The following is a 26213-nucleotide window of genomic DNA, read 5'->3' as shown; positions in this document are numbered from 1 at the left end:
CTTTTCTCCTGGCTCCTGACTCCTGACTCCTAATTCCAATTTCGAGCTTTGCTGCTTTCATTGAGATGCTCCCTCCGTTTCTCTGTATCCTCTGCGCCCTCTGCGGTTTAATTCGGTTCTATAAACAAGAGCGAAAACCGCATAGGGAAAATGCCACTGTCGATCGAGAAATTTGGGCGTCAACTGCTGAAGTTGACACGACGAAAGGCACGGCCCCTTACCCTAATTGGGGGTAACTAACGGCGATTTACTTGTAACCAAATTTCCAGCGTCACCAGCAGCCACAGCTTCAGCCCATAGCGGGGAAAAACTTCGCCACGATAGTTTAGCCACTCGCGGATTAGTGTTCGATCGAGGTAAGGCGCGATCGCCGCATGACGATTCAGCAACAACGATCGCGCTTGCCGCTGCCAATCCCTCAAAAACCACTGCTGCATCGACATCACCATGCCACTTTTCGGACGGTTAACAATGACATCGGGCAGCAAATCTGCCACAGCAGCTTTGAGAACCGCTTTTTCCTGCGCGCCCGAAAGCTTATATTCTGAAGGGATTTGCAAACTCAGCGCCACCATCCGCGAATCAAATAAAGGCGATCGAGCTTTTAGTCCCGCCGCAGCAGTGAGATTATTCACCTTGGTCAAAATGTAATCGGCTCCTTTAAACTCAATGTTGAGCCGCATCAGCCGATTCAAAAACGTCGTTTCTGTCTGTTGCAATTCCTCAGCAAACACGGAAGGCGCATTCTTCACCTTTTCCCAAACCTCCGGCTTCAGCAAACGTGGCAAATCCACATAGCATTTTTGAAACGAAGTCAAGTAAGCTGCGATCGGATCTGGTTTACCCTGAATCGAACCATACAAACTGTTGAGTAACATCGGCTTATTTTTCGGCCCGCCAAAGCACGGATCGCCACCTTCGCCATTCAGTACCACGTCTGCGAATTGCTTTGCCGATCGCCCCAGCAGCAAATTTGGCACTGTCAAGCCTTCCCCCACCGGATCATCCATCGCCGCCAGCGTTTCCGGTAGCAACTCCCAAATTTGCTTTGGCGAAACTTCTAAAATATGGTGCTCAGTGCCACAATGTGCCGCGACGATGTTGGCAAATTCAATCTCGCTGGGATATTGAGCGCCAAAGTGCATCGAAAAAGTGTGTACCGGACGATCGTGCAGCCTTGTGGCGATCGCGGCGACGCAACTTGAGTCTATCCCGCCCGAAAGATATGCTGCGACTGGTTCTCCCGCTGGTAGCGCTTCCTGCACCAGTTGTTCCAAAAGCGATCGCACTTGTTGACTGTGCCATTCCAAAGGGCGATCGGCGTTAGTAATTTGCTCCTGTGGCTGCCAGTATCTCTGCGCCTCAATATCCGGTAAGTACAGGTAGCTACCGGGCCGCAACTCTCGCACCGCTTCCCACAGCGTTTGTGCTCCGGGTACAAACGCACAGCACAAGTAGTCGCGCAAAGCAACTAAATCAAGTTCTCGATCGTGATACGGATTGAGCGATCGCAGTCGAGGCGCGATCCAGCGAGTCGTTCCTGTACGGGTGTAATAGAGCGTTTTGGCTCCCACGCGATCGCGCCCCAGACACAAGGTTTGCTCGTCTCTATCCCACACGGCAAGGGCAAATTGTCCTTCCAGTAAGCTCAGTGTTTTAGTACCGTACTGTTCCCATAGCCGCCCGACGATCGCCAAATCGGTCAATCCATCTGTATCAATCTGTTGTTTGAGCATTGGAGTGCGATCGAAGCAGCAGTCACCTATCAGCACAAATCGCTGATTGGGGCTGAAGGTGGGTTGAGCTCCGATTATGGCAAAACCGGAAGTTTCCCAAGTTGCAGGGTGCGATCGGGCTTCTATGCCCCAAGCAATGACCCAATTCGGGTAGATAGACTTCTGAGTGTGCATTTTAAATTAGACATCTCCCATAATTAATTATTGTGGAACAGGCATCTTGCCTGTTCAAAACAGGCTTTTCTGGAGATGACTATTAGCTTAAAAAATATTAGAAAGTAACTTATAAATCAATCTAAAAATAGCTGTTCCAGCGATCGCACCCAAAGCACCCAACCATCCCACAAACAACACGCCAGTAATCGGAGAAGTCGGATAAATCGCAAGTGCCGCCGTCTGTAAAGCCGGGAAAAACCACAGCAAAGCCACAGTACCAGCGCCAATAATCAACATCTCAGTTTGTTCGATCGCCCTGCGGTACTGGCCGTAAATCAAACCCGCCACAATCATCCCCAACAACCCGATACTCAAGCCAGGAGACGGCAGCAAACTCGTCAGGCCGATCGCCAGCACCCCCGCCTCAAAACCCGTAAACGCCGCCCCCGACAAAACCTCCCAAATCGAAAAAGTCGCTCTCTGCGAAGGTTGCAGCCCTCCGGGAGGTGTTGCAGGAACAGGTATAGGAGGCTGCTGAGTCGGTGGTAGCTGCTGAGTCGGTAGGGGAGTCGGAGTCCGTAGGGTCGGCGGCTGCACGACGATGTTAGGCTGTTGAGGCCGAGACATCAGAGCCGCTTCCACCTCACTCGCAGATTGAAAACGCTGGCTGGGAGCTGATAATAACATTCGATCGAGAACGTGAGCCAAACGCGAACTTACCTGCACCCGCGACTGCCAATTCCACTCGTTTCTGTAACTATCAAAAAGCTCCGTCGGCTGCAAACCACTCAGCAAAGTAATACAAGTCACAGCCAAAGCATACAAATCCGTTGCCGGATAAACTTCTTGCCCGCTCATCTGTTCTGGCGGAGCATAACCCAAAGAATAAATACCAGTCGAAGCTTTTGCACTCCCAACACTTTGTGTTACTTGTTTAACAGCCCCAAAATCTAATAAATAAAGCCGACCATTTTTACCCCGCATAATATTAGCAGGTTTAATATCCCGGTGAATCGAACCGCGAGAGTGCACAAAATCGAGAACCTTCAAAATTTCCCGCAGCACCTCTACCGTTTCCACCTCCGAAAACCTGCCTTTAAGAGCTAGTTCATCCTCCAAATTTGTACCGTCAATAAATTCTTGAACCAGATAGAAAAACTGATCGTTTTTTCCCGGCTGCAAACTCGTAACAGTCAGCTCAAAAAAAGCCAGCAAACTCGGAATTTGGGAATGTTCGTGTCCCAGTTCTTCCAGCACCGCCGCTTCCCGTTCAAACAGAGTTTGAGCGATTTTTAGCTGGGGCGGAGTTAGACTTACCGACGGCTGCAAAAGTTTAGCAACGCACTGCCGCATTGCGGGAGTATAGCGGTCTCTGGCCAAAAATGCCGCCCCAAAACCGCCTTGACCCAACAACCTCACGGGCAAATAGCGCCCGCTCAAAATCATGGGCATCCCGCAAGCGGTGCAAAACTTTTGCTGCACCGTTTTCAGCCGCGAACTGTCATCGAGGTCGGGAAAATAGTTTTGAGGGCGCGGGCAGCCCGGTCGGGTGCAGTAAACTTCCATTTTTGTTTGGTAAGAAGAGGGAAGAAGGAAGAGGGAAGAGGGAAGAAGGAAGAGGGAAGAGGGAAGAAAAAGTGATTGTTAAATCAGATTTCGATTTCTCAACTAACCGCGAACTGCTAACTGCCAGCGACCTAAGAGATTAACTTCCCGCCGAGTTGGGAGTTGCTATTTCTATAAATCCCAAATCGAGCGCTGGGGGTTCTTTCTTCTCCAGGATGGTGGAATAAGTAGCAAACTGAGGCAAAATTTCATTGCTGAAAGCCTCTGCTGCTTTAGAACGGTAGCGGTTGGGGTTGTAAATCAGCGACAAAATGCGAGTTACCAAAACTTCGTCCATTTGAGATTTGTGCAAGACGCCCATGAGCAACTCTTTTTCGATCGCCGAAACCGACACAAAAGCAGCTCCTAGCCCCGACTGAACGGCATTTTTAATGGCTTCGATCGAATTTAGTTCCATCTCTATTTTTAAGCGGCGCGTGTCAATGCCGCAGCGAGTCAGTACCTGATCGATTACTTTGCGGATCGTAGACTGCGAATCGAGGGATATAAACTGCAATTTGTAAAGGTCTTCTTTTTGGATAGTTTCTTGTTGTACCATCGGGTGAGATGGAGGGAGAATCAGAGCCAGTTCGTCCTCAGCGTAAGGAACAATTTCTAAAGCTTCTACAAGTTCGGTAGGAATTTCTCCGCCAACAATTGCCAAATCGATTTGCCCGTTTGCCACACTCCACGCCGTGCGACGGGTCGAGTGAACGTGAAGCTGTACCGCTACATCCGGGTACTTGTGGCGGAACATTCCAATCATCCGGGGCAGCAAATAGGTTCCCGTTGTTTGAGAAGCGCCGACGATCAAAGTACCGCCTTGGAGATTTTGCAAGTCTTCCAGAGCTCGACAAGTTTCCTGGCAAAGCGATAAAATTTTCTCGCCGTAACTCAGCAGCAGGTGTCCGGCTTCGGTCAGTTGCGCCCGCCGCCCCCCCCGGTCAAACAGCGGCACGTCCAATTGTCTCTCTAAGTTTTGCACTTGCAAGCTAACTGCGGGCTGGGATACATAGAGGCTGTCCGCGGCGCGTTTGAAGCTTCCTTCAGAGGCGATCGCCTTGAGAATGCGTAACTGGTCTAAAGTGAAAGGAAGGTCAGACATATATCTAAATTGTCAGTTGTCAGTTGTCAGTTGTCAGTTGTCAGTTGACGGTTGACGGTTGACTGTAGGCAGCGAACAGCAAACAGCGAACAGTCAACAGCGAACAGTCAACAGCGAACAGCGAACAGTCAACAGCGAACAGTGAACAGTTAACTGACTGATAACCGCTGAATGCTCCCATAGATACTTTGTGACACAATTTGGCCGAGAATCAATAACTTTTCTTAATATTTGCAATGACGATCGACTTGGCGCTCGACTCCCACTTAGTTATTCTGGGCTTATTACTGGTTTTTGCGATCGCCCACAGCGGTTTAGCAGCCCTCCGGCCCAAAGGTGAAAAGCTGATCGGGCCGAGACTTTACCGCGTTTTGTTTGCCCTTGTCAGTTTGCCGCTAGCCGTCATTCTGATTGTCTACTTTTTCAACCACCGCTACGACGGCGTACAGCTTTGGCAAGTACAGGGCGTCCCCGGAGTTAAACCCGCAGTTTGGATACTTTCGGCAATTTCCTTTCTGTTTCTGTACCCAGCAACTTTCAACCTCCTAGAAATTGCCGCCGTCCAAAAGCCCCAAGTTCACCTCTACGAAACTGGCATCATTCGTATCACCCGTCACCCGCAAATGGTGGGACAACTGATTTGGTGCGTGGCCCACACCCTTTGGATTGGCACTAGCTTTACCCTCGTCACTTCCATCGGTTTGGTACTTCACCACCTGTTCGGAGTGTGGCACGGCGACAGGCGACTTCAGGCTCGTTTTGGAGAATCCTTTGAAACCATCAAATCTCGAACCTCAATTATTCCTTTTTTGGCAATCCTACAAAAGCGTCAAACCCTTGATTTGCTTGAGTTTCTGCGCCCTTCCTATCTAGGTGTAGTCATTTTTACGGGCCTGCTGTGGGAAATTCATCCTTTTTTGATGCGTGTCACTAGGAACATATACTGGTAGCATGATCCCTAGGATAGAAAAAAAATTATTAAATTTTGAGGGCTCATGGTGTTGTCGGTTAGCGAACGCACTTTTGCACAAGAGGTGTTTCAAGCCTCTACCCCCGTTTTAGTTCACTTTTCGGCTCCTTGGTGCGGTTTGTGCCGCGCGATCGACCCCACGCTTAAGAGTTTTGAGGCACAGTGGGCAGAAAAAGTCAAGCTCGTAGGGGTGAATGCCGATCAATGTTTCAAGTTGGCCCACACTTATCGGCTGACAAGTCTGCCCACGCTGATTTTGTTTGAGGGCGATAAAGTTCGATTTAGATTTGAAGACTACCAAGGACGCGAGGAACTGCGGCGGACTCTGGATTCCTGGATGCTGGCGGCTCACGGAGTTTCCCCATCTCAACGGCTGCAACTTCAGGAAGTAGCCAACAGGTGAGTGGGAGAGGGGTAGAGGGGGAGAGGAAAATTACTCGTTACCAGGCTGTGTCTGGCATTTAAAAGCGTGGAATTTAAATCTGGTTTTTTCCGAGATTCAAGGCTTAGATGTCATGTTTTGGGAAAAAACCCGGTTTCTGCTCTATATTTTCGAGCGAAGTTTCAACAGTTTTTGAGAGAAGCTTAACTTTCTCCTCTATCTTTCGATATAAATTTGAGGCGAACTTTGCCCGTAAGATCGGCTGTGGGTGATCGCCTCAATGTCGGCAGGAGGCTCTCGCCTATGAAAGCAGGCGATCGGAGGAATGCCGATCGACCAATAAACGCCCCTGGCGCAACAGAGCCAAACAAGGTAGGCTCATCAGAAAATTGGGTTGGAAACCCCGTCCTTCTAGGACGGTTTTACAAATTTTTCAGTATGTATAATTAAAATGGTCCTTGACCCACCCGAGACGATGGATTCAGACAGCTCAGGCGGGCTCTCGTCCAGTAAAACTGGCGGCGCAGAAAAATCGGTAGACCGGGAAAAGAGGATAGGGCAATGGACAGTTCACCCCTAGAATCAACCAAACACATGAGAACTCCTTTTTTGGATTTCGACACATAAGAACCGCAGGGCTTGCGGGGATAGTCTGTGGAGCGAACGTAAAGCCATAAACTCCTTGAGGGTGGAGGCAGTTGCTATGAAGCAGAAACATAAATCGTGAGGTTTAGGAATCACCGTCCGTTTTACGGCGGTGAGGATGTCAACATAGTGAGTTTTCAAGATAAATGGAACAAGTCCTGACGCTAGTAGTAAAGCTTCAAGTGGGTAGCGAGCAACATCAATTGTTGACCGATACCTGCACGGCTTTCGCGTCGGCTTGTAACTGGATCGATGAGAACGTAAACCCCCGACTAACCAATCGGAACTCGATTCAAGCAGTCTGTTACAAAGAGGTTAAAGACCAATTCGGACTGACAGCTAACCACGTCGTCAGGGCTTGCGGTCGGGTAGCTGCTAATCGTCTCGGAGCGAAACAGAAGGGGAAGAAAGTTAAGAACTTCGCTCCGACAAGTTTCGACTGTGATGCGCGAACGTTCCGTTTTATCGAAAAAGATTGGACGGTAAGCGTCAGCACGACAGGGAAACGATTAACCCTTCCCTTGAGAGCGAGTAACTACCATCGGGGCAAGTTAACCAGTCAGAATCCTACATCTGCTCAAATCTGCTTGCATCGTGACGGCGATTGGTACGTTCATATTCAATTGAAATCGGAACCACCGAAACTATCAAGCTCGGATAATGTTATCGGTGTCGATTTTGGCAGGACAGACATTGCCGTTACGAGTACGGGTCAATCGTGGTCAGGGGAAAGAATCAAGGAAATTAGAAATAAATACAGTCGCGTTAGGGCTTCTCTCCAAAAAAAAGCGTCTCAAGGCACGAGGTCTACTCGTCGCAGGGCGAGACAAATCTTGAAACGGTTATCGGGACGGGAGAGAAGATACCAAACATGGCTGAATCACAATATCAGCAAGGCTATCGTTTCCGAGGCGAAATTAACTCGCTCTGCTATTGCCATTGAAGACCTGACCGGTATTCGGGAAAGAACCAATCAGAAGCCTAGAAATAAGACTGAGAGAAGACTGTCAAACTCGTGGGCTTTTTCTCGGTTGAGGACTTTTCTCGAATATAAGGGAATCAAGGAAGGAATCGAGGTTATCGCCATTAATCCCGCTTATACTTCTCAAACTTGCCATTGTTGCCTGCATATCGGATTGAGAAGCAATAAATCTTTCAAATGCAGCAACATAGCTTGTGGCTGGATCGGAGACGCTGACGATAACGGTAGCCAGATGATAAGACTTTTGGGGCTGAGTGTAAGCCAGCCTTTAGGCTCGAATTTATTGGCTTGTCCGATAGATTCAGGGCTAACAAAAGCCCAAACTGTACCGTTAGGGAGCGTGGGTAGTTTACAATTGTTTACAGTTTGGCAAATCTAGTTAACAGATATAAACTACATCAGTCATGGAACTGCTTTATCAATACGCTTGGCTGATCCCAGTCCTGCCACTGGCAGGCGCAATGCTAGTAGGTCTAGGCTTAATCACCTTTAACCAGGCAACCAACAAACTGCGACAAGCGAATGCGATATTAATCGTCTCCACACTCGGAGGCTCAATGGTACTATCCTTCGCATTACTGTGGAGTCAACTACAGGGCCACGCACCCTACACCCGCAGTATTCAGTGGGCTTCTGCTGGCGACTTCTCGCTGAATATGGGCTATATCATTGACCCGCTGACGGCGGTGATGCTGGCGATCGTCACTACGGTCGCCTTTTTGGTGATGATTTACACCGACGGTTACATGGCTCACGATGACGGGTACGTGCGCTTTTACGCCTACCTGAGCATCTTCAGCGCATCAATGTTGGGTCTCGTAATCAGCCCGAACATCGTTCAGATTTACATTTTCTGGGAACTGGTAGGTATGTGTTCATACCTGCTAGTCGGATTTTGGTACGATCGCAAACCCGCTGCTGACGCTTGCCAAAAAGCTTTTGTCACCAACCGCGTCGGCGACTTCGGCCTGCTGCTGGGCATCCTCGGCATTTACTGGGCCACCGGCAGCTTTGAATTTGAGGTGATGGGCGAACGCCTGCACTCCTTAGTCGAATCCGGTGCTCTTTCGGCGACTCTGGCGACAATCTTCGGCGTCCTCATATTTTTGGGCCCAGCAGCGAAATCCGCTCAATTCCCCCTCCACGTCTGGCTACCAGACGCAATGGAAGGCCCGACACCGATTTCGGCCTTAATCCACGCCGCGACAATGGTAGCCGCTGGCGTATTCCTGATCGCTCGGATGTACCCGGTGTTTGAAGGGCTGCCTGCAGTCATGAATTTGATCGCCTGCACCGGCTGTTTTACGGCATTTATGGGCGCTTCGATCGCGATTACCCAAAATGACATCAAAAAAGGCCTCGCCTACTCCACCATCTCCCAGCTCGGCTACATGGTGATGGCAATGGGCGTCGGCGCTTACAGTGCCGGACTTTTCCACTTGATGACTCACGCTTACTTCAAAGCAATGCTGTTCCTGTGTTCAGGTTCAGTGATTCACGGTATGGAAGCAGTTGTAGGCCACAACCCCGCACTCGCTCAAGATATGCGAGTCATGGGCGGCTTGCGGAAATATATGCCGATTACCTCTGCTTGCTTTTTAATCGGAAATTTGGCAATCTGCGGAATTCCGCCGTTTGCTGGTTTTTGGTCAAAAGATGAAATCCTCGCCAGCGCCTTCGCAGCAAATCCCGCTCTGTGGGCTGTTAGCTGGCTGACGGCAGGGATGACCGCGTTTTATATGTTCCGAATGTATTTCAGCACCTTTGAGGGCGAATTCCGGGGCAATGACAGCGCCATCAAGCAGCAACTCCTGCAACCCGGTCTTGTTTTTGGCCCGGGAGCGATGAACGTTAAGGAATTGGCATCAACTGGTGACAGTCACGATGAGCACGACCATTTGCCTCACGAATCTCCTCTGACAATGGCTCTGCCGTTAGTGTTGCTGGCAGTACCTTCTGTGTTTATCGGTTTTCTCGGTACGCCGTTTGCCAATTATTTCGAGCAGTTTGTTCGCGCGCCTGGGGAGTCTCTCGAAGAAGTTTTGGAACACGCTGCTGAGTTCAATTTGACGGAATTTTTGATTATGGGCGGAAGCTCGGTAGGTATTGCTTTGCTGGGCATTACTTTGGCTTCTCTGATGTATTTGAGCCGTAAAATTGACCCAAGTGCGATCGCCCAAAAAATCAAACCGCTTTACGAGTTCTCCCTCAACAAGTGGTATCTCGACGATATCAACGATTTTCTCTTTGTCAAAGGCAGCCGCCGTTTAGCGCGACAAGTCATGGAAGTGGATTTGCGAGTCGTCGATGGTGTCGTCAACCTGACCGGTTTGGTCACGCTGATTACCGGCGAAGGTTTGAAATACTTTGAGAGCGGTCGCGCTCAGTTTTATGCCCTGATTGTGTTTGTCGCAGTTCTGGGTTTTGCGATCGTTTCTGGAGTTAGTTAAATCTTTAGGGAAACGGCATTGTCCATTAGTGTCAACAAACAGGTAAAACCGATAGTCCGACAGTCCGACAGGGAATGAATTCCCTGTCTCAAAGCTAAAGTCCTCTCAAGAGGACTGAAGAACTCCTTAAAACTCTTATTGTGGAAGAGGCATCTTGCCAGTTCAATACTGGCTTTTTTGGAGATATCTATTAGTCCTCTTCAGAGGACTTTTGCTATTAGCCAGGGGTTGAAACCCCTGGCGGACTCGCGGAATTGCAGATGATCGGCTTAAGTTGACACCAATGGGCAATGCCATTTCCCGCCAGAAGATATTTTAAGAACGGTTATTAGCTCAATAACTCACAATTGACAATTAGCCAATAGAAATAAATCTTTCATTAAAATTCACTGTTGCGATCGCATAATTTGTCCAAATAATAGCAAAAAAAAATGTTCCGTCTAAAGAAAGTATAAAATTTAGACCAAAATTGGCAAAATGTGTTTAAACCTAATAACTGATGGATCATTTTAAAACGCAATGGATACAGCTAACTTTCCCTGGTTAACAACAACAATTCTGTTTCCCATTGCTGCGTCCTTGCTGATTCCTTTAATTCCCGATAAGGATGGCAAGACGGTGCGGTGGTATGCCCTAATTGTGGGTTTAATCGATTTTGCCCTACTTGTTTACGCTTTTTACACTCAGTACGACTTCAGCAATCCAGATTTGCAACTGGTAGAAAGCTATAGTTGGGTGCAGCAACTCGATTTGAATTGGTCTGTGGGTGCTGACGGTTTGTCGATGCCGCTGATTTTGCTGACTGGTTTTATTACTACGCTGGCTACTTTAGCAGCTTGGCCGGTCACATTTAAACCGAAGCTTTTTTACTTTTTGATGCTGACAATGTACGGCGGCCAAATCGCAGTTTTTGCCGTGCAGGATATGTTGCTGTTTTTCCTGGTTTGGGAACTGGAATTAGTCCCGATTTACCTGATTTTGTCCATCTGGGGCGGTAAGAAGCGCCTTTACGCAGCAACTAAGTTTATCCTGTACACCGCAGGCGGTTCGCTGTTTATTTTGCTTGGCGGGCTGACGATGGCGTTTTACGGCGATACAGTGACTTTCGATATGCGGGCGATCGCAGCTAAAGATTACGCCCCCAATGTAGAATTGCTCCTGTACACAGGTTTCTTGATAGCTTACGGCGTCAAACTGCCGATTTTTCCCCTCCACACTTGGCTCCCTGACGCTCACGGCGAAGCAACCGCACCCGCCCACATGTTGCTAGCAGGAATTCTGCTAAAAATGGGCGGTTACGCTTTGCTGCGGATGAATGCGGGAATGCTCCCCGATGCTCACGCTACCTTCGCACCCATCTTGGTAATTTTGGGTGTGGTTAACATTGTTTACGCCGCCTTAACTTCTTTTGCTCAGCGCAATTTGAAGCGGAAAATTGCTTATTCTTCGATTTCGCACATGGGGTTTGTGCTGATTGGGATAGCTTCGTTTACTGATTTGGGAATTAGCGGTGCAATGCTGCAAATGGTTTCCCACGGTTTAATCGGGGCGAGTTTGTTCTTTATGGTGGGCTGCACTTACGATCGCACTCACACGCTCATGCTCGACGAAATGGGCGGTGTAGGACAGAAAATGCGTAAGGTTTTTGCGATGTGGACTGCTTGTTCTATGGCTTCTTTGGCTTTGCCGGGAATGAGCGGTTTTGTAGCAGAATTAATGGTGTTTGTGGGTTTTGCAACGAGCGATGCTTACAATCCTGTGTTTAAAGTTTGCGTGGTATTCCTCGCTGCTGTCGGGGTGATTTTGACTCCGATTTACCTGCTATCGATGCTGCGTGAAATCTTCTACGGGCCTGAAAATAAGGAATTGTCGGATCACGAGGAATTGGTGGATGCGGAACCGCGAGAAGTGTTTATTATTGCGGCTCTGTTAGTGCCGATTATTGGCATTGGTTTGTATCCGAAGATGCTGACTCAGGTTTACGATGCGACTACTGTTCAGTTGACTGCAAAATTGCGCGATTCTGTGCCGTCGCTGGTGGCTAAGGCTGCTACGGACAAAACTGTGTCTCTGCGTGCTCCGGCGATCGAGCCGAGTAAGTTGTGATTTGAACTGGATTTAGGAAGAAAACCCCCAAACTTGATTTTTAAAAGGGTTTGGGGGTTTTCTATTTAATATAAGAAGGGGTTGACATAAATAAGCGACCTGTGGTATATGTAGGTAATATCGTGTATACTAAGCTGATGGGCATTTAAATCGAATAAAGAGACGAGCAAAATGCTTATCCCAGAAGCACCTCATAAAAATCAACTGTCAAATTAGATGCCAAGCAGCTTACTGCATCTGCAATACAATTATTAAGTTATAGCGGTTCTCATCAAGATGAGGTGCACCTGGTTCTTTGAATTTCAGGGTTTTTGAGCGTTTTTTTGTACCTCATATCAATTCCGCGCTTCCGGAGTCGGGCGTAAACTCGAATGAAGCTGCCAACAAATATCAACGCTATTTTCATTTTTTTGACTCACAGTCAACAGTTAACAGTCAACAGTCAACAATCATTCCGGTGCAACCGGAATCGATATCACCTACCTGAGAAAGGCTATATGTCGCAAGTTCTAGGTTAAGCTCAGAGCTTGTTGATTCTATATTAGGCTTTAGATAAATTAGCAGCGAGGCAACTAAGTGTGGTTCGATCTCGCCGAACAGCTAATCATATTTCCGGAGTGACCGGAATCTTGGTGTAGTAATTTACAGCGGGGTTCGCGGGCAATTAGATTAATCCCGCGTGTAATTTATTTTGCGTACTCGCTTATCAAAATGTAAAGCGCAATATTTATTTTCATCATTAAATCACTTATGCTTGAACAGTTACTCAACGGGCGCTACCAAATTGTAGAAAAGCTTGGTCAAGGCGGACAGGCTATTACTTACAAAGCTACAGATACCAAAACATTCGACCAAATCTGTGTTGTTAAGCACCTTTTACCTGCCAGAAGCACAGATCCCACCCTCTCTGAACAGGCCAAACACGATCTCTGGCAAATCGGCAAGCGTCTGTTTGCTCAAGAAGCAGAAGCCCTCGCAGAATTGGGGTATCATCCCCAAATTCCTCGACTGTTGGATCAGTTTGTAGAAAATCGAGAATTCTACTTAGTGCAAGAGTTTATTGAGGGACAGCCTCTCAGTGTGGAGTTGCCACCAGGTAAGCGTTGGAGCGAAAATCAGGTCATTCAACTGCTGCAAGAAATCTTGTCCATCCTAGATTTTGTTCACAATAAAAACGTTATCCATCGAGATATTAAACCTGATAATATCATTCGGCGAAGGTTGGACAATAAATTAGTGCTGGTAGACTTTGGCGCGGTCAAGTTAGAGCGACAGCTAACAGAAGTAAGTAGTGCGTCTCGAACCCGTATAACTATCAGTATTGGCACTCTAGGCTACGTACCCTCAGAGCAGCAGGATGGCAAACCAATTTTTGCCAGCGACTTGTATGCGTTGGGCATGATTAGCATCCAAGCATTAACCGGGAAAAATGCTGCCGAGTTGATGTTAAATCACAAAAAACGTGGCGAGATTGACTGGCATCCTCTGGTGACTGTAAATAAAGAGCTAGCTGAAGTCCTCACCAAAATGGTACGCTGCTTTCCTGAAGACCGTTACCAGAGTGCTAAGGAGGTTCTACGGGCGCTCAATTATAATAACGGTGCTTATACACCCCCAGAACCGCCGAAAAGACAAACTAATTACCCCACTGAGACAGTTTCTCAACTACCTAAAACTCAAAATTGGCAGTGTATCCGTACTCTCACGGGTCATGCAACCTCAGTTCGTTCCGTTGCCATTAGCCCAGACAGTCAAACCCTTGCTAGCGCTAGCGATGACAACACTGTTAAGGCGTGGCATCTCGACAGTGGCAATCTAAGAAACACCTTCAAGCAACAGTCAGGGTTTTTTCAGCGTGAAGCTACTTGTTTTACTTCCGTTGCTATCAGTCCAGACGGGCAGATACTTGCCAGCGGTTGTTTAGACAAAACTATCAAGCTGTGGCATCTAAATAATGGCAATTGGATTCGCGACCTCAAAGGGCATTCCGACTCGGTTTATTGCGTTGCTATTACCCCAGATAGTCAGACACTTGTTAGTGGCGGTCGAGAAAAGATAATTAAGGTTTGGAATTTATCTAATGGGCAAGAACTTCGCAGTCTCACAGGTCATTCCGACTCGGTTTATGCTGTTGCGATCGCTCCGGACGGTCAAACTTTGGTCAGTGGTAGTCGAGATAACACTATTAAAGTTTGGAATATACTGAATGGCAAATTGCTTAACACTTTCACGGGTCATGTAGACTGGGTTAATTGCGTTGCCATCAGTCCGAATGGCAAGACGATCGTCAGTGGTAGTAACGACAATAACATCAAGCTGTGGAATTTAGGCAGCGGACAACTAATTCGTACCCTGAACGGACATTCAAACTGGGTAACTTCTGTCGCCATCAGTCTCAATAACAGTACCCTGATCACCGGCAGTCGCGACAAAACTATCAAGCTGTGGAATCTAAACAGTGGAGAACTGATTGCCACTCTCACGGGGCATTTAGAATCGGTTTGCTGTGCAGTCCTCAGCCGAGAGGGAAATACTATTGCCAGTAGTAGCGATGACGGAGCTATCAAGATTTGGCAAGGTAATTAATTCAATAATTCAACTAAGTATGGAGCCAAAAATATGACTGAATTCAATCAGCCAATCGAGCGACAATTTTCCAATGTAATGCCTGTAAGGAAATTTGGCTTTTTGATGATTATTACTTGGGGACTGTATCAACTTCCTTGGTGTCACAAGCAGTGGAATTTTTTAAAAAACAGGGATAATTTGAATATTAACCCTTGGCTGAGGGCTTGGTTTTTCCCTTTTACAATCCACAGCTTAGCCAAAAAAATTTTCTTCCTAGCTGAAAAAGAAGGGTATAGAGAAAAAACTTCTGCTTTTCAGGTGACATTGATTTATTGGATATGTATTGTACTGTATCAATTACCGGGTATTTTTACGCTCCTCGGGTTGTTTTATTTTGTACCATTCTTAACAATTTTGAAAGCCGTCAATTATTACTGGGAACAACAACAACCCAATCTTCCAGTCAGGGAATCTTTCACAGGAGGGGAAGTTGCTTGGATTGTATTCGGTGCAATCCTTTGGCTGTTCTTTTGGCTGTTAGTAATTATCGGACTATTGTCACCGTCAGAATCGTAAACAAACATATCCTACTTTAATATGATGTCACCTAAATTTGAAAAACTGCTACAGCGCATTCAAGGCGTTCAGAACTTTGTAGCAGCTAGAGTCAATCAACACCCAATTTTTGGCAAAGTTGAACGAGAATTGAACAAGTTAGTTGAAATTCTCAAAGTAGGTAAGCTCAGGGTTCTAATTGTTAGTGAATCTCCGATCTTGGCAGAAGCGCTGCAAAACTTGGTTTGCCAACACAACAACCTAGCAGACATCTACCAATTTAAGACGACTTCCTTACCTTCTCATGCTCAAGGAAGTGAAATAACATCGCCTGTGGCAGTCACCATAAAATATACCAATAGTGCAGGAGAGCAGTCAACTCGTTTTTCACTACCTCAAAATCAGAAAGTAGTAATTGGGCGGAGCAAAGACAGTCAAATTCGGATTCCAGATGAATGCAAATTGGTCTCTGGACATCATGCCGAAATTATACCTCTTGTAAATTATGGATTTGGCAAAACAGACTGGCAATTTTGTGACACCAGCAATAATGGAACTTACATCAACGGTCAAAAGTTGCTGAAGGCTTGTCGTACTTTACAGGCAGGGGACTGTATCATACTCGGTTATCCAGAAGCCACTAGAAAAAGTCCTGAACTTGTTTTTGATGTTAAATTTAGCCCCAGCGAGAATAATAATAATGAGCTGGAAAAACAACTGATTGATTGTGACATTCTATATCTAGTTCTTGGCTCTGGTCAAACCCTTTCTGCTGATAAAAAGCAGTTTATCGATCGGGCTATTAAGGCTCAAGTATTAAAAGTAGTTATTGCAATAGATAGCACAGCTACAAGTCAAGGATGTAAAACTAATTTAGCGGTTATGGATACTTGGATTAAGCATCAAAACTTTAGTCAATCCTTGGTTTTAGTTTCTGCGCCTATTAGCTCTTTTTATTGCCATCATCAAGAGAATAGAGTTGAGCTAGTGGCCCAGTTAAAACCAAATTTATTTAGACCTGTTTTAGAGAGTCTAGCCAATGATGAATTCGATGAGGTTTTAAAGGAACGAATTAAACAGCAGTTTTTGACTCAAATAAATATTCTTGATGATTTTTTCAATAAGCAAGAAGATGCTCTAAAACAAGAAAGTCAAAAGCTGGAAGAATTGTTATGCGAACTGAGCGAGCGAGAAATCAATAAAGTATTACTCGAAGTGAATGCAGATAAAGAGCGAACATTCCAGCAAATAAAAACTAGGATATTAGAATCAAAAGATGCTTTCATTCATCCGTTCACTACAAAAAGCTTGCTTCACAGAATCAAGATGTTTACTGAAGAATTGCAGCCTGCGGTAACAAAAAAAGGTTCTGAACTATACCTAAGTTTAATGTCAGAGCAAATAGGGGAACGTGATAGTTTAAACCATTATATGAGGAATCATCTTTGCTACAAGGAAATTATTAATTGGGTGAAGGAAGAATGGAAGCAAAGTTGTTACGATTATGGGGATGGAGGATTGAATGGGCTTTTTCACAGGACGGAGACAAAACTGCTGAAGTTGATACAAATTAAAAACCTACCTAATTCATCTTTCTATTCGGAGCAACCGAATTTTGATGTTTACAAATATCTACAAGATTCTGTAGTAGAATTTCCTAACGAAATTTCTTATCAAGAAGTTGGTTCGTCTGTTGCTGGTGGGATTGGTATAGCGGTATCAATGATAATAGCAGCCTCAAGATTTCAGGCGGGTGATGGATGGTCGTCTATTATGGCATTTAATAATATTATAAATATCCTACTTGGAGGAGATGCGAAGCAAAAACAAGCGGCGGTCAGGCTAGAACAACAAACAGAAACTTTGAAGAAGGGTTTATGCAATCATTACCAAGGCTTAGCAAAATTTTTAGTTGAAAGATTGGTGCAAAATAGTTTTTTACTTGCAATTTTTGACCAGGAAGCTCTGCGTTTAAAGGAAATGACTGAGGTGATTAAAAATGAGCGAATTAAACTCTACGTTAACGATGTAAAAAAATGTGTGGAATACTGTGCAGATAGGCAAAATGCTTTGAAAAAGCAACAGATGGAACTCCTACAAATAATTAAGGGGAAGTGAATTCTTTGCCAGCCATTATTGGCTTTAAAATCAAACAAAAATTTTAATTAATTTACGGGTAAATTTATGGCAATACTAAAATTTTTTGCTAAAATTAGGATAGTTACTTAAGGAGACTTAACGAAGTATGACATCCTTTGATTCGACAGAAAATTTTGATACCAACAACGATGGACAAGTAGATGTTGTCGCTCACTTGGCAGATCATGATGGCGATGGTGTAGGTCATGTTGTTAATGCTTTCGCCGATCTAAATTATGATGGCACATTTGATGCTGTTTTCACGCGGAATGGCGAGCATACATTTAATGTTGGTTATGATACGAATCAAGACGGCAACTTGGATGCTTATGATTACGGTAATGATGGCACAATTGACGTAGTTACCGATGTCAATAACGACTCTCAAATCAACGAACAAGATGTTTCGATTGCTTCAGCAGCAATAGATGCGTTGAAGGACGTTTAATTTTGAGTTTAATAAAGTAAAAATTCTGAATGAGAACTCCCTGGTACTTACAGGGGGTTTTTCTGACGTTAGATCGAGTCCGCTAGCATCGGACTTGTATATCTAACTCTTCCCCTTGATGACTGAGTAGGTTGGGGGTAAGGATGCAAGTCCTATGTAACCTGACATGATATTACACAAGTTATCTATGACTTCCTGAAGCTGCTTGCCACCAAAAAACTTCTAGGTTATGAGCAATATCGATCCCATTAAACTGCGCCAACTAATGGCTCGATTGGAAACAATTGCAGGTATTCACCAAGGCTTCGAGGAACTCAACGCAGGACTTACTCGCCCTATCGAAAATTTTGTCCAAGAAATGCAGCAGAAATATGACTTTTCAGGTTGAAATTACCCCGATCGCTTCTTCTGAGATTGAGCAAGCATACGGCTGGTATCGAGAGCGAAATCCCGATTTTGCCGATCGCCATTAACCGCCGATGACCTGGATGAACTAGAAGGTGAAGTTTAGAATTTTCAGGCACTCATCAAGCGTCGTTATGCTTCGATCGCCCTACTCAATACTTCAAAATTACCACTAGAGCGATCGCTCTTCAATTAAGTGCGTTAGCGAAGCCCTCGAAGAAGATCGCTCTCTGAGTTTCTAGCCTTAAGTTTATTGGTGAGTGTTCTGCATCAAGTTGGATGGAGACATTTTTACAGTTGGCAAATTATATTTTGTCGCGGAAAGCTGTGCAACCATTTCTGCACGAGACGAAACCTCAAGCTTACGGAACATTCGCTTCAAAGCTTGCTTCACTGAATTCTCAGTAATCCAAAGTTCCCTCCCGATTGCTGCGTTGGTTCGCCCCAAAGCAACCAATTCGGCAATTTGCAATTCACGAGGCGTTAGGCGTGAGGTCTTGAAAGGTTGGTGCTGCGATTCCCTACGGGATAGCTTCGCCGCGCGTACTGTTGCAGCCCAAACAGACAAATGCAAACAGATCGCACTCAAATCCGCTAGATTTTCTGTATCGAAAGCGGGCATGGATCGATCGCGCGTACAACCCACTACACCCACTAATTGACCGCGACTGACAATCGGCCCCGCCATCACGTGCCAATGATCGGGTCGGGGACAAATTATTGTCCAAACCTTGGGAGATGCCACCAATGCTTCATGGACAGGAGCGTGACGTTCTGCTAAATAACGCACAACAGGATTGTGTTCGATCGATAGCCCAACTTTCAGTATTTTCTGAAGATTACTATCTACCAAGGGCAGTTGATCGAAGAAAAAGATTCCCGATCGCTTAGCTGCAAAATACTCACCGATTTTAGGCAGGACTTGCGATCGCAAATCTTGTTCGTCCTTTACCTGGTCGAGCGCTTCAAATAAAAGCTGCAAGGGACTTTTCATCGTCATGGTGTCAACCGATTTTAGATTTTAGATTTTAGATTTTAGAATTGACCCCACGGATGAATCCGGGCGCTTGTAACCAAATTGCTTGATTGTGAAAAAGAGTACCCGATCGAGGTCTAGAAGCATTGCAATACTCGAATTATATTACCCTTGTAATCTCAAAAGCAACTTGACATGACAACAAGTTCGGAAATCGAGCCCGATCGCACTCCCACACGTGGGATACTCATCAGCTTTTATGTGACTTCAATCATCTTTAATGTCTGCTTGATTGCTCAATTATTAACGGTTGGAGTTGCCTACTTCAATAATCCTGCATGGTGGAATATTCATGTTTGGCTAGTGCGAGGGTACAGTGGGCTGTCATTAGTATTACTGGGATGGTCGTTTATCGCCCCATTCTCACGCAGAATACGACATCTCGCCGCCAGTTTGCCAATCCTGCTTGGACTACAATTTTCCAGCATTCATCTCAAAAGTCCTCTTCACCTAGAGATACTGCATCCTCTAATTGGATTTACGTTACTCTATGTTTCTTCCAGCCTTGTACATCGCATATCGTCTACTTTATCGTCCAGCAACTATCACAATAATCAAATTTGAGAGGTATAAATGACGCAAGATGCAATCTTCACTCCCTTCTTTGCCACAGTGTTTCTAACACTCCTAGTCTGGGTGTATATGTACATCCGCCGTATCAGTTTTATCACCAATATAAAGCTCGCCCCGAATCAACTTGCTGTACCGGGCGCACTGGCACAAATTTCGCCACCAAGCGTATCCAATCCATCGGATAACCTAAAAAACCTGTTCGAGATTCCGGTACTTTTCTATGCGCTTGTCCTATACCTGTTCATCACAAAGCAGGTGGATACAGTGTATGTGAACGCCGCCTGGGTCTTCGTTGTGTTTCGCACCTTGCATAGTGCTGTCCATTGCACATTCAATCTCATCATACTTCGGTTCTACCTTTACCTATTTGCCACACTCGCGGTGTGGTTCATCGCGATCCGCGCAGCACTTATTCACTTTGGCACAATCAATTAACCTCGCTCAAATGAGCTAGAAGTTATCAACAGTAGCCGAACAATGAGCGTGCAGCGGAAAGCCGGCCCTGTTTCTACGTGTGTGTTCCGGGTCTTGCGGGGCGGTCTGCAACTGAACCGAGTCGTTAGGTCGCGATCGCAATACCCAATACTTTAAAATTACCAGTAGAGCGATCGCTCTTGAATTCTGTGCGTTAGCGAAGCCCTCGAAGAGGATCGCTCTCTGAGTTTCTAGTCTTATTGTTATACGAAGAGTGCGATTTTTGATTGGGCGATCGGGCAGTTTGCGGTAATTGATAATCAGAGCGATTATTAAAACCCAATGCGGTGCAATGTGCCTAACAAAGCTTTACAATTTAGTTCAAAACAAAATTCTGTATGCTGACCGACCAAAACAAAGCAATCGTTCTCCAGTTCTACAAAGCCTTCGACGATCGCAAAATCGAACAAGCCTTAGAACTTCTAGCGCCGAATTTTATTGCTCGCATGGCGGGAATCCCGGAGCCATTGGACGGGGAGGGGTTCAAGCAGTTCGGGATGTCATTTTATCTAGCTTTCAGTCAGGGTAAACACGTTTTTGATGAGGTTCTGGTTGCAGGCGATAAAGTAGTGACGTGCGGAACCTTCACAGCAACACACGTCGGAGAATTTCAGGGTCTGCCGCCAACGGGCAAACAAATCAGCTTGGCGATTATGCACATCGATCGAGTCGAGAACGGCAAAATCGCGGAGCATTGGGGGCAGGGCGATGCACTTGGATTAATGCAGCAGTTAGGGATTGTCTTCTTGCCGGGTCCAAAGTTACTACCACACATTTTGAGAGGTGCTGCGTCCAAACTGTTTAAGAAATCCGCCCAGAAATAAGATTGTCAGAGCTTATAGTTGACGGCGGCAGAACAAGTCACGGTAAGAGTTAGGTCGCGATCGCAATACTCAATACCCAATACTTCAAAATTACCTGCGGCCGATCGCCAAATGAATCTCCCCAATCGCTCCAATTCGTCTTAACAATATTTAACTTTTAAAAGTATCAAGAATCGGCAGATGTAGAAGAAAATGGTTTAGTTTAAATTGATTCTGGCAATTATCTTCAGGTGTACTCGCACGAAGGAGGAGTTTATGGGCATTCAAAACCCATCGTTCAGACGGAACCTCAAATTTCTGGGTGGTTCGGCTGTTGGGTTGGCGGGACTGCTGGCAGTCTGGATTGTGGGCGGCAACTATATCGCCTCTGTGCATGAAAAAGAAATCGAGCAGGATTTAGCAGCATATGCCCAACGGTTTCCCCAAACAGAGCCGAATGATGCGACGTTGAAGCTGGCGGCGTCCCTCGCTAAAGTGGGGTTCGATGGAGGGGCAAGTTTCTCTTCTGTTGATCGCTCCATCGGGTCTAGGGCTGATTTTAGGTCTTCAAAGGACGATCGAAAGGCATTTGAAGAAATCAGACAAGAATTAAAGCAGTACCTAGACGCTGAGATTGCCAAACCAAACGATGCCGTAAATCCACCTTCAGAGAAATTACAGCGCTATCTCGCCTCCAAGCAAACGGCTTTAACAGAACTTCGCCAGCAGGTTTTAAATAATGAAGTGCCGCACTGGGGAACAGATATTACCTGGATTCTGGAAGGAGATATGACGGCTCCCGTACCCGCTTATTTATGGCAGGTTAATTTCCAACAAGTGTTAGCCCTAGACATTCTAGAAAAATACCGTAAAGGTCAGACGGAAGCAGCAGCAGAAATGCTGGAAGTATCCTGGAAAATCAACCAGTCTTCAACAGAAAGCCCCCTCTTCATCTCTCAAATTGTAGCTTTGATTGTGACTAAATATCCAGCAGGGGTGATGCGGAAAGCCGATCGCGTTCCGACCCAGTGGCAGCAGCGCTTGCTGGAACACGATTACCGCGAATCGATATTGACATCCTTGCAGGGACAATATTTGTATGAGTTCAAATTTTTGCAAGACTTCCTTTGGAAACACTCGTGGTCTTCGCTACTAGACACGTACTCTTCGATACTAAAAGATATAGGCGCTTCTAGTGATAGGGGAATGCTTTCACTAATTCAAGGGAAGTATTTCTCAAATTTAACTTCAAATTTAACTTTAGAAGAAAAAATCTTAGACTGGACTTTCTCTCATGTCTTGGTATGGTTCAAGCCGGTGATCAAACCTTATGTTCGCTTTTGTGCGATCGATACTTATCACGCCTATAAACGATCGCTTGCAGCATCTCGCCAGCACAATTTTTGCGCTTCTGATTCAGTCACCGTAAATGACTTTGCGTGGTGGAATTATATAGGTAGGACATCTACAGATGTATCCTACCAAACCAGTAAAGGAGCCAAATCTATGCTGGATTTGGAACTGACTCAGAAAATTCTGCAAGTCAAAGCACTAGCAGCCAAAACCGGAAAATGGCCGTCATCGGTTCCCGAGATGAAGTCGTCTATTTGTCCGGGGGCAAAATGGCTGTATCGCGTTGCTCCAGATGGTACGATGTCGATCTCGTTTAGCGAGAAACCCAAATGGTTAGAGGAGAGATTAAAAAGCCGCAAAGGGCTACCATTTACCTATAGCGACAAGACACCGCCACAGCTCAAAAACCGAGCATCTACCCGACCAAAGCGATGAGCGCACATCCCCAACGACAGTTTGCGAACTTCCTCACCGTTGCCGTTCTCAGCAGCACGTTCGCGCTGGCAACCGTTGGCGAAGCATCGGGAAAAAATGCCTCAGATCCCGATATTTCCACGTACATCAAACAGTTAAAAACCGATTGTTAGAGATGCTGAAAGATGCTGTTCAGGGTTGATTTGAAGTCGCCCGTCAAAAAAATGAACTTGCGCCGGAGAAACAGTTAATTGAGTTATCTCTATGAAATATGTTGCTGGCAAAGCACTCTGCAACATCTTTAAGCAACATGATTTTAAGCTAAAAATAACCGCTTTATCTAGTTATAATGGTCTTTGGCTATCCCTCCCTAATAATTATTCAATTTTCCTGGTTGTATTTATTAATAAAAATGAAAAAATAAAATCATTTCTAGTGCTATGAAAGGGTTGATTCAATATCTTTACGAAATCAAATTAGATAAAGCTATTCTCTGGTGCTATCTCATTTGGTATATTATAGTAGTTTGTTTTCATTTTGATCCTTCGCTTAAAATATGGATCAATTCAATGGGTATAAGTGCTGTAATCGGTACGGGTCTGATGCTAAGTGTTTCTTCTAGTAAAGGCAAAAGAGATCATTGGCAGGCATTCAGGTTATATTTCATGCCATTTTGTGTTTCAAGTTTCTCTGCCTTGATTAAAGACCAGGGATTTATCATATTTATATCACCAAATATCACCGAAACAATAGTATCAGTATCATGCTGTGGTCTGTTTTTATTACTTATTTTAGTAGTCAAACTATTCAAAAATAAAGTTATTTAGCGCGCTTACAAAATTGGTGGAAGCAGTATAAATATGACATTTTAGGTTGAAATTACCCCGATCGCCTTTAAGGGCAATCGAGTTTGTAGACAGCTTACACCCCGATGAAGCGATTGAATTGCTTTCTTAGTTTCTAGTCGGATAGTTCTTTGAGTGCGATCGCTTTTTGGTTGGGCGATCGCCAAGTTGTACTATACTGACCCCTGTAAAGCAATTACCAAGATCCCCAGATGAGTATCGGCGGTAAGCTGGTTGCTAAAATCGGTCGATCGCGCTGGAATTTTTTGCCCTCAAATTGCTTTATTTGGATTAATTAGCGTTTTAAATTCTGCGTTCTACTTTCTCCGTTGCGGCGACACAAGCGGCGGGTAATGTCCTCCCTACCGTCAATTGTCAATAACCAATTATTAATTGTTAGTATTCCATAAGAGCGCCAAAAAGATATATCATAACCTTAACCGGATCATTTCTTCCCAGATATGTTCTACTGTTCTAATCCGACGTGTTCTCATCCTTTCAATCCCGACAACTCTAAATTTTGTCAAAGTTGCGGCCAGTCCGACCTCACGCCTCTCTTCAGAAACCGCTACCGCGTGATTCGACTGTTGGGCGAAGGGGGATTTGGCAGAACTTACGAAGCGGTAGATACGGATCGCATGGACGATCCGTGCGTAATCAAGCAGTTTGTACCCCAATTTCAAGGAACCTCAGCACTTGAAAAAGCCTCACAATTGTTTAAAGAAGAAGCGAAACGACTTTACGAACTCGGTGAACATCCCCAAATTCCTCGATTAATTGCTTATTTTGAACAAGACAAGCGACTTTATTTAGTACAAGAGTTGATTGAGGGGCAAACTTTACTAGCCGAATTAACTCAGCAGGGTGCTTTTAGCGAAGAAAAAATTTGGCAGTTGCTGGCAGATGTACTGCCGATTTTGAAATTTGTGCACGATCGCAATGTCATTCACCGAGACATCAAACTTGAGAATATCATGCGGCGCCGCACTTCTGTTAGCTCCTCGCTGCCAAAGGCGGGAAATTTTCGGAATTCAGCTTTCCGAAGAGGAGGGCGCGGAGAGTTAGTTTTGATAGATTTTGGCATTTCCAAACAAGTGACGGGCTCGCTGATGAGCAAAGTAGGCACGACGGTAGGAACGCCCGGATATTCGCCGATAGAACAAATGCGCGGTCAAGTTTTCCCCGGCAGCGATTTGTACAGTTTGGGAATAACTTGCCTGAGACTGCTAACTCAATGTTTGCCAAAAATTGACGGTTCCGATGACCTTTATGATCCGATAAATGGCGGCTGGATTTGGAGAGAACGGTTGCCAGCCGGCACAAAAATCAGCAGCGAGTTGGCAAATGTTTTAGACAAATTAATTCAAGATTATCTCAAAAATAGATATCAATCTGCTGATGAAGTAATCAAAGCTTTAAATCTCTATTCTTTACCTCCCCAACCCCATTGTGCCAATGGAGGACAACTTGCTCTAAATTCTTTTCGGACAAAGGGAGGACAACTTGCAATCAATAGCCCGCTCAATCAAAGCGGGCAAATCAACAGCAATATCTCTGTCAATCCGAGGAAAAAATCCAACACCACTCCGCCATTGAACAAGGCATCGCAGAGAATTGCTGCTGTCAAAAGCACTTTTGAATTTCAGGTGGTGACAGTAGACAAGCGCGGGAAGCAAATTAATGTTAACAGCGGCAAAGCGCGTTTTTTTGAAGAACCTCTTGGTAGCAGTACACTGCTGGAAATGGTATCTGTTCCTGGCGGTACTTTCCTCATGGGTTCTCCAAAAGATAGAGGTGACAGCGACGAAAAACCGCAGCATCCAGTAACTTTAGCATCTTTCTATATGGGCAAATTTCCAGTCACTCAGGCCCAGTGGACAGCAGTGGCGGCGCTGCCGGAAATTAAAATATTTCTCAATCCCGATGCTGCCCGTTTTAAAGGTGCAAATCGACCTGTAGAAAATGTATCTTGGTACGAGGCTGTGGAGTTTTGCGATCGACTTTCTCGCAAAACTGGTAAGAATTATCGCTTGCCTACCGAAGCCGAATGGGAATATGCTTGCCGGGGGCAAACTACGGGGCCGTTTCACTTTGGGGAAACGATTACCAGCGAGTTAGCCAATTACAACGGAAATTCTAATTACGCTGACGCGCCCAAGGGAGTTTATCGCTTTCAAACGACAGATGTTGGCAGTTTTCAACCTAATGCTTTCGGATTGTACGATTTCCACGGAAATGTTTGGGAATGGTGCGCGGATTCTTGGCACAATAATTATAACGGTGCGCCTGCGGATGGTAGCGTTTGGGAGTCTGACGGGGACTCTTCGCTGAGGTTGTTGCGGGGCGGTTCTTGGAACGATCATCCTCCGAATTGTCGCAGCGCGTGTCGCCTCAGATATCAGCCGGATTGTAAGGCTAGTATTGTGGGTTTTCGAGTGGTTCTTTCTGTTGTTTAAGAATGGC

Annotated in this window: 20 protein-coding genes; 16 read left to right on the top strand and 4 right to left on the bottom strand. The window is 45.6% G+C overall.

Annotation, left to right across the window (positions count from 1 at the left end; translation table 11 throughout):
- Positions 1-236: 236 nt before the first annotated feature.
- From QUB04_RS19300 to QUB04_RS19290, 3 genes are all read right to left on the bottom strand, one after another.
- Entirely contained in the window at positions 237-1910 is a 1674-nt protein-coding gene (locus QUB04_RS19300; protein WP_333286783.1) for an asparagine synthase-related protein, read from the bottom strand.
- A gap of 87 nt (positions 1911-1997) precedes the next feature.
- A complete protein-coding gene (locus tag QUB04_RS19295) occupies positions 1998-3458 on the bottom strand; it encodes a serine/threonine-protein kinase (protein ID WP_333286781.1) in 1461 nt (486 codons plus the stop codon).
- 139 nt (positions 3459-3597) lie between these two features.
- On the bottom strand, positions 3598-4602 hold the full coding sequence (locus QUB04_RS19290) for a LysR family transcriptional regulator (protein ID WP_333286779.1): 1005 nt from the start codon (positions 4600-4602) through the stop codon (positions 3598-3600).
- A 236-nt stretch (positions 4603-4838) separates the two neighbouring features.
- On the opposite strand from QUB04_RS19290, the gene QUB04_RS19285 reads away from it, so the two are divergent.
- The 10 genes from QUB04_RS19285 to QUB04_RS19240 all read left to right on the top strand — a co-directional run bounded on the left by QUB04_RS19285 (position 4839) and on the right by QUB04_RS19240 (position 18235).
- Positions 4839-5552: an NnrU family protein gene (locus QUB04_RS19285; RefSeq protein ID WP_333286777.1), complete on the top strand. Its 714-nt coding sequence runs from the start codon at positions 4839-4841 to the stop codon at positions 5550-5552.
- Positions 5553-5597: 45 nt separating this feature from the next.
- On the top strand, positions 5598-5975 hold the full coding sequence (locus QUB04_RS19280) for a thioredoxin family protein (protein ID WP_333286775.1): 378 nt from the start codon (positions 5598-5600) through the stop codon (positions 5973-5975).
- A gap of 770 nt (positions 5976-6745) precedes the next feature.
- Positions 6746-7960, top strand: a complete 1215-nt coding sequence (locus QUB04_RS19275; RefSeq protein ID WP_333286773.1) for a transposase — start codon at positions 6746-6748, stop codon at positions 7958-7960.
- Between the two features lie 25 nt (positions 7961-7985).
- Positions 7986-10031 carry an NAD(P)H-quinone oxidoreductase subunit 5 gene (locus QUB04_RS19270; protein WP_333286771.1) on the top strand — a complete coding sequence of 682 codons (2046 nt, stop codon included), beginning with the start codon at positions 7986-7988 and terminating at the stop codon, positions 10029-10031.
- Between the two features lie 519 nt (positions 10032-10550).
- Entirely contained in the window at positions 10551-12137 is a 1587-nt protein-coding gene (gene ndhD1, locus QUB04_RS19265; protein WP_445301073.1) for a photosynthetic/respiratory NAD(P)H-quinone oxidoreductase subunit D1, read from the top strand.
- 750 nt (positions 12138-12887) lie between these two features.
- Positions 12888-14723, top strand: a complete 1836-nt coding sequence (locus QUB04_RS19260; protein WP_333286769.1) for a serine/threonine-protein kinase — start codon at positions 12888-12890, stop codon at positions 14721-14723.
- A 33-nt stretch (positions 14724-14756) separates the two neighbouring features.
- Complete coding sequence (locus QUB04_RS19255) at positions 14757-15281, top strand: hypothetical protein (protein ID WP_333286767.1); 525 nt, start codon at positions 14757-14759, stop codon at positions 15279-15281.
- Positions 15282-15302: 21 nt separating this feature from the next.
- Complete coding sequence (locus QUB04_RS19250; protein ID WP_333286765.1) at positions 15303-17378, top strand: FHA domain-containing protein; 2076 nt, start codon at positions 15303-15305, stop codon at positions 17376-17378.
- Between the two features lie 127 nt (positions 17379-17505).
- Positions 17506-17847: a hypothetical protein gene (locus QUB04_RS19245; RefSeq protein WP_333286763.1), complete on the top strand. Its 342-nt coding sequence runs from the start codon at positions 17506-17508 to the stop codon at positions 17845-17847.
- Positions 17848-18076: 229 nt separating this feature from the next.
- Entirely contained in the window at positions 18077-18235 is a 159-nt protein-coding gene (locus tag QUB04_RS19240; protein ID WP_333286761.1) for a hypothetical protein, read from the top strand.
- A gap of 267 nt (positions 18236-18502) precedes the next feature.
- Here the strand turns inward: QUB04_RS19240 and QUB04_RS19235 are convergent, their stop codons facing one another.
- Positions 18503-19246 (bottom strand): LuxR C-terminal-related transcriptional regulator, encoded by a 744-nt coding sequence (locus tag QUB04_RS19235; protein ID WP_333286760.1) that lies wholly within the window; start codon positions 19244-19246, stop codon positions 18503-18505.
- Positions 19247-19423: 177 nt separating this feature from the next.
- Between QUB04_RS19235 and QUB04_RS19230 the strand changes: the two genes are divergently transcribed.
- The 6 genes from QUB04_RS19230 (at position 19424) to QUB04_RS19205 (ending at position 26206) form a co-directional block, all read left to right on the top strand.
- Positions 19424-19852, top strand: a complete 429-nt coding sequence (locus QUB04_RS19230) for a DUF6220 domain-containing protein (protein WP_333286757.1) — start codon at positions 19424-19426, stop codon at positions 19850-19852.
- A gap of 9 nt (positions 19853-19861) precedes the next feature.
- On the top strand, positions 19862-20296 hold the full coding sequence (locus QUB04_RS19225) for an MAPEG family protein (RefSeq protein ID WP_333286755.1): 435 nt from the start codon (positions 19862-19864) through the stop codon (positions 20294-20296).
- A gap of 377 nt (positions 20297-20673) precedes the next feature.
- Entirely contained in the window at positions 20674-21159 is a 486-nt protein-coding gene (locus tag QUB04_RS19220; RefSeq protein ID WP_333286754.1) for an ester cyclase, read from the top strand.
- Between the two features lie 255 nt (positions 21160-21414).
- The gene (locus QUB04_RS19215; RefSeq protein WP_333286752.1) at positions 21415-22926 is read left to right on the top strand and encodes a hypothetical protein; all 1512 of its coding nucleotides are present in this window, start codon (positions 21415-21417) and stop codon (positions 22924-22926) included.
- Positions 22923-23078: a hypothetical protein gene (locus tag QUB04_RS19210; RefSeq protein WP_333286750.1), complete on the top strand. Its 156-nt coding sequence runs from the start codon at positions 22923-22925 to the stop codon at positions 23076-23078. Before QUB04_RS19215 ends, QUB04_RS19210 begins: the two co-directional genes overlap by 4 nt.
- 1133 nt (positions 23079-24211) lie before the next feature.
- The gene (locus QUB04_RS19205) at positions 24212-26206 is read left to right on the top strand and encodes a bifunctional serine/threonine-protein kinase/formylglycine-generating enzyme family protein (protein WP_333286748.1); all 1995 of its coding nucleotides are present in this window, start codon (positions 24212-24214) and stop codon (positions 26204-26206) included.
- Positions 26207-26213 lie beyond the last annotated feature (7 nt).

It is taken from the genome of Microcoleus sp. D2_18a_B4, from assembly GCF_036702475.1.
Classification (GTDB): Bacteria; Cyanobacteriota; Cyanobacteriia; order Cyanobacteriales; family Microcoleaceae; genus Microcoleus.
This window is presented reverse-complemented; position numbering and strand designations above follow the sequence as displayed.

Bases quoted from the DNA above. Each gene is read 5' to 3' on its own strand.
- QUB04_RS19235 (WP_333286760.1), bottom strand. From the start codon at position 19,246: ATGAAAAGTCCCTTGCAGCTTTTATTTGAAGCGCTCGACCAGGTAAAG.
- QUB04_RS19255 (WP_333286767.1), top strand. From the start codon at position 14,757: ATGACTGAATTCAATCAGCCAATCGAGCGACAATTTTCCAATGTAATG.
- QUB04_RS19285 (WP_333286777.1), top strand. From the start codon at position 4,839: ATGACGATCGACTTGGCGCTCGACTCCCACTTAGTTATTCTGGGCTTA.
- QUB04_RS19215 (WP_333286752.1), top strand. From the start codon at position 21,415: ATGGGCATTCAAAACCCATCGTTCAGACGGAACCTCAAATTTCTGGGT.
- QUB04_RS19230 (WP_333286757.1), top strand. From the start codon at position 19,424: ATGACAACAAGTTCGGAAATCGAGCCCGATCGCACTCCCACACGTGGG.
- QUB04_RS19300 (WP_333286783.1), bottom strand. From the start codon at position 1,910: ATGCACACTCAGAAGTCTATCTACCCGAATTGGGTCATTGCTTGGGGC.
- QUB04_RS19210 (WP_333286750.1), top strand. From the start codon at position 22,923: ATGAGCGCACATCCCCAACGACAGTTTGCGAACTTCCTCACCGTTGCC.
- QUB04_RS19250 (WP_333286765.1), top strand. From the start codon at position 15,303: ATGATGTCACCTAAATTTGAAAAACTGCTACAGCGCATTCAAGGCGTT.
- QUB04_RS19295 (WP_333286781.1), bottom strand. From the start codon at position 3,458: ATGGAAGTTTACTGCACCCGACCGGGCTGCCCGCGCCCTCAAAACTAT.
- QUB04_RS19280 (WP_333286775.1), top strand. From the start codon at position 5,598: ATGGTGTTGTCGGTTAGCGAACGCACTTTTGCACAAGAGGTGTTTCAA.
- QUB04_RS19290 (WP_333286779.1), bottom strand. From the start codon at position 4,602: ATGTCTGACCTTCCTTTCACTTTAGACCAGTTACGCATTCTCAAGGCG.
- QUB04_RS19220 (WP_333286754.1), top strand. From the start codon at position 20,674: ATGCTGACCGACCAAAACAAAGCAATCGTTCTCCAGTTCTACAAAGCC.
- QUB04_RS19240 (WP_333286761.1), top strand. From the start codon at position 18,077: ATGAGCAATATCGATCCCATTAAACTGCGCCAACTAATGGCTCGATTG.
- QUB04_RS19275 (WP_333286773.1), top strand. From the start codon at position 6,746: ATGGAACAAGTCCTGACGCTAGTAGTAAAGCTTCAAGTGGGTAGCGAG.
- QUB04_RS19270 (WP_333286771.1), top strand. From the start codon at position 7,986: ATGGAACTGCTTTATCAATACGCTTGGCTGATCCCAGTCCTGCCACTG.
- ndhD1 (WP_445301073.1), top strand. From the start codon at position 10,551: ATGGATACAGCTAACTTTCCCTGGTTAACAACAACAATTCTGTTTCCC.
- QUB04_RS19245 (WP_333286763.1), top strand. From the start codon at position 17,506: ATGACATCCTTTGATTCGACAGAAAATTTTGATACCAACAACGATGGA.
- QUB04_RS19260 (WP_333286769.1), top strand. From the start codon at position 12,888: ATGCTTGAACAGTTACTCAACGGGCGCTACCAAATTGTAGAAAAGCTT.
- QUB04_RS19205 (WP_333286748.1), top strand. From the start codon at position 24,212: ATGTTCTACTGTTCTAATCCGACGTGTTCTCATCCTTTCAATCCCGAC.
- QUB04_RS19225 (WP_333286755.1), top strand. From the start codon at position 19,862: ATGACGCAAGATGCAATCTTCACTCCCTTCTTTGCCACAGTGTTTCTA.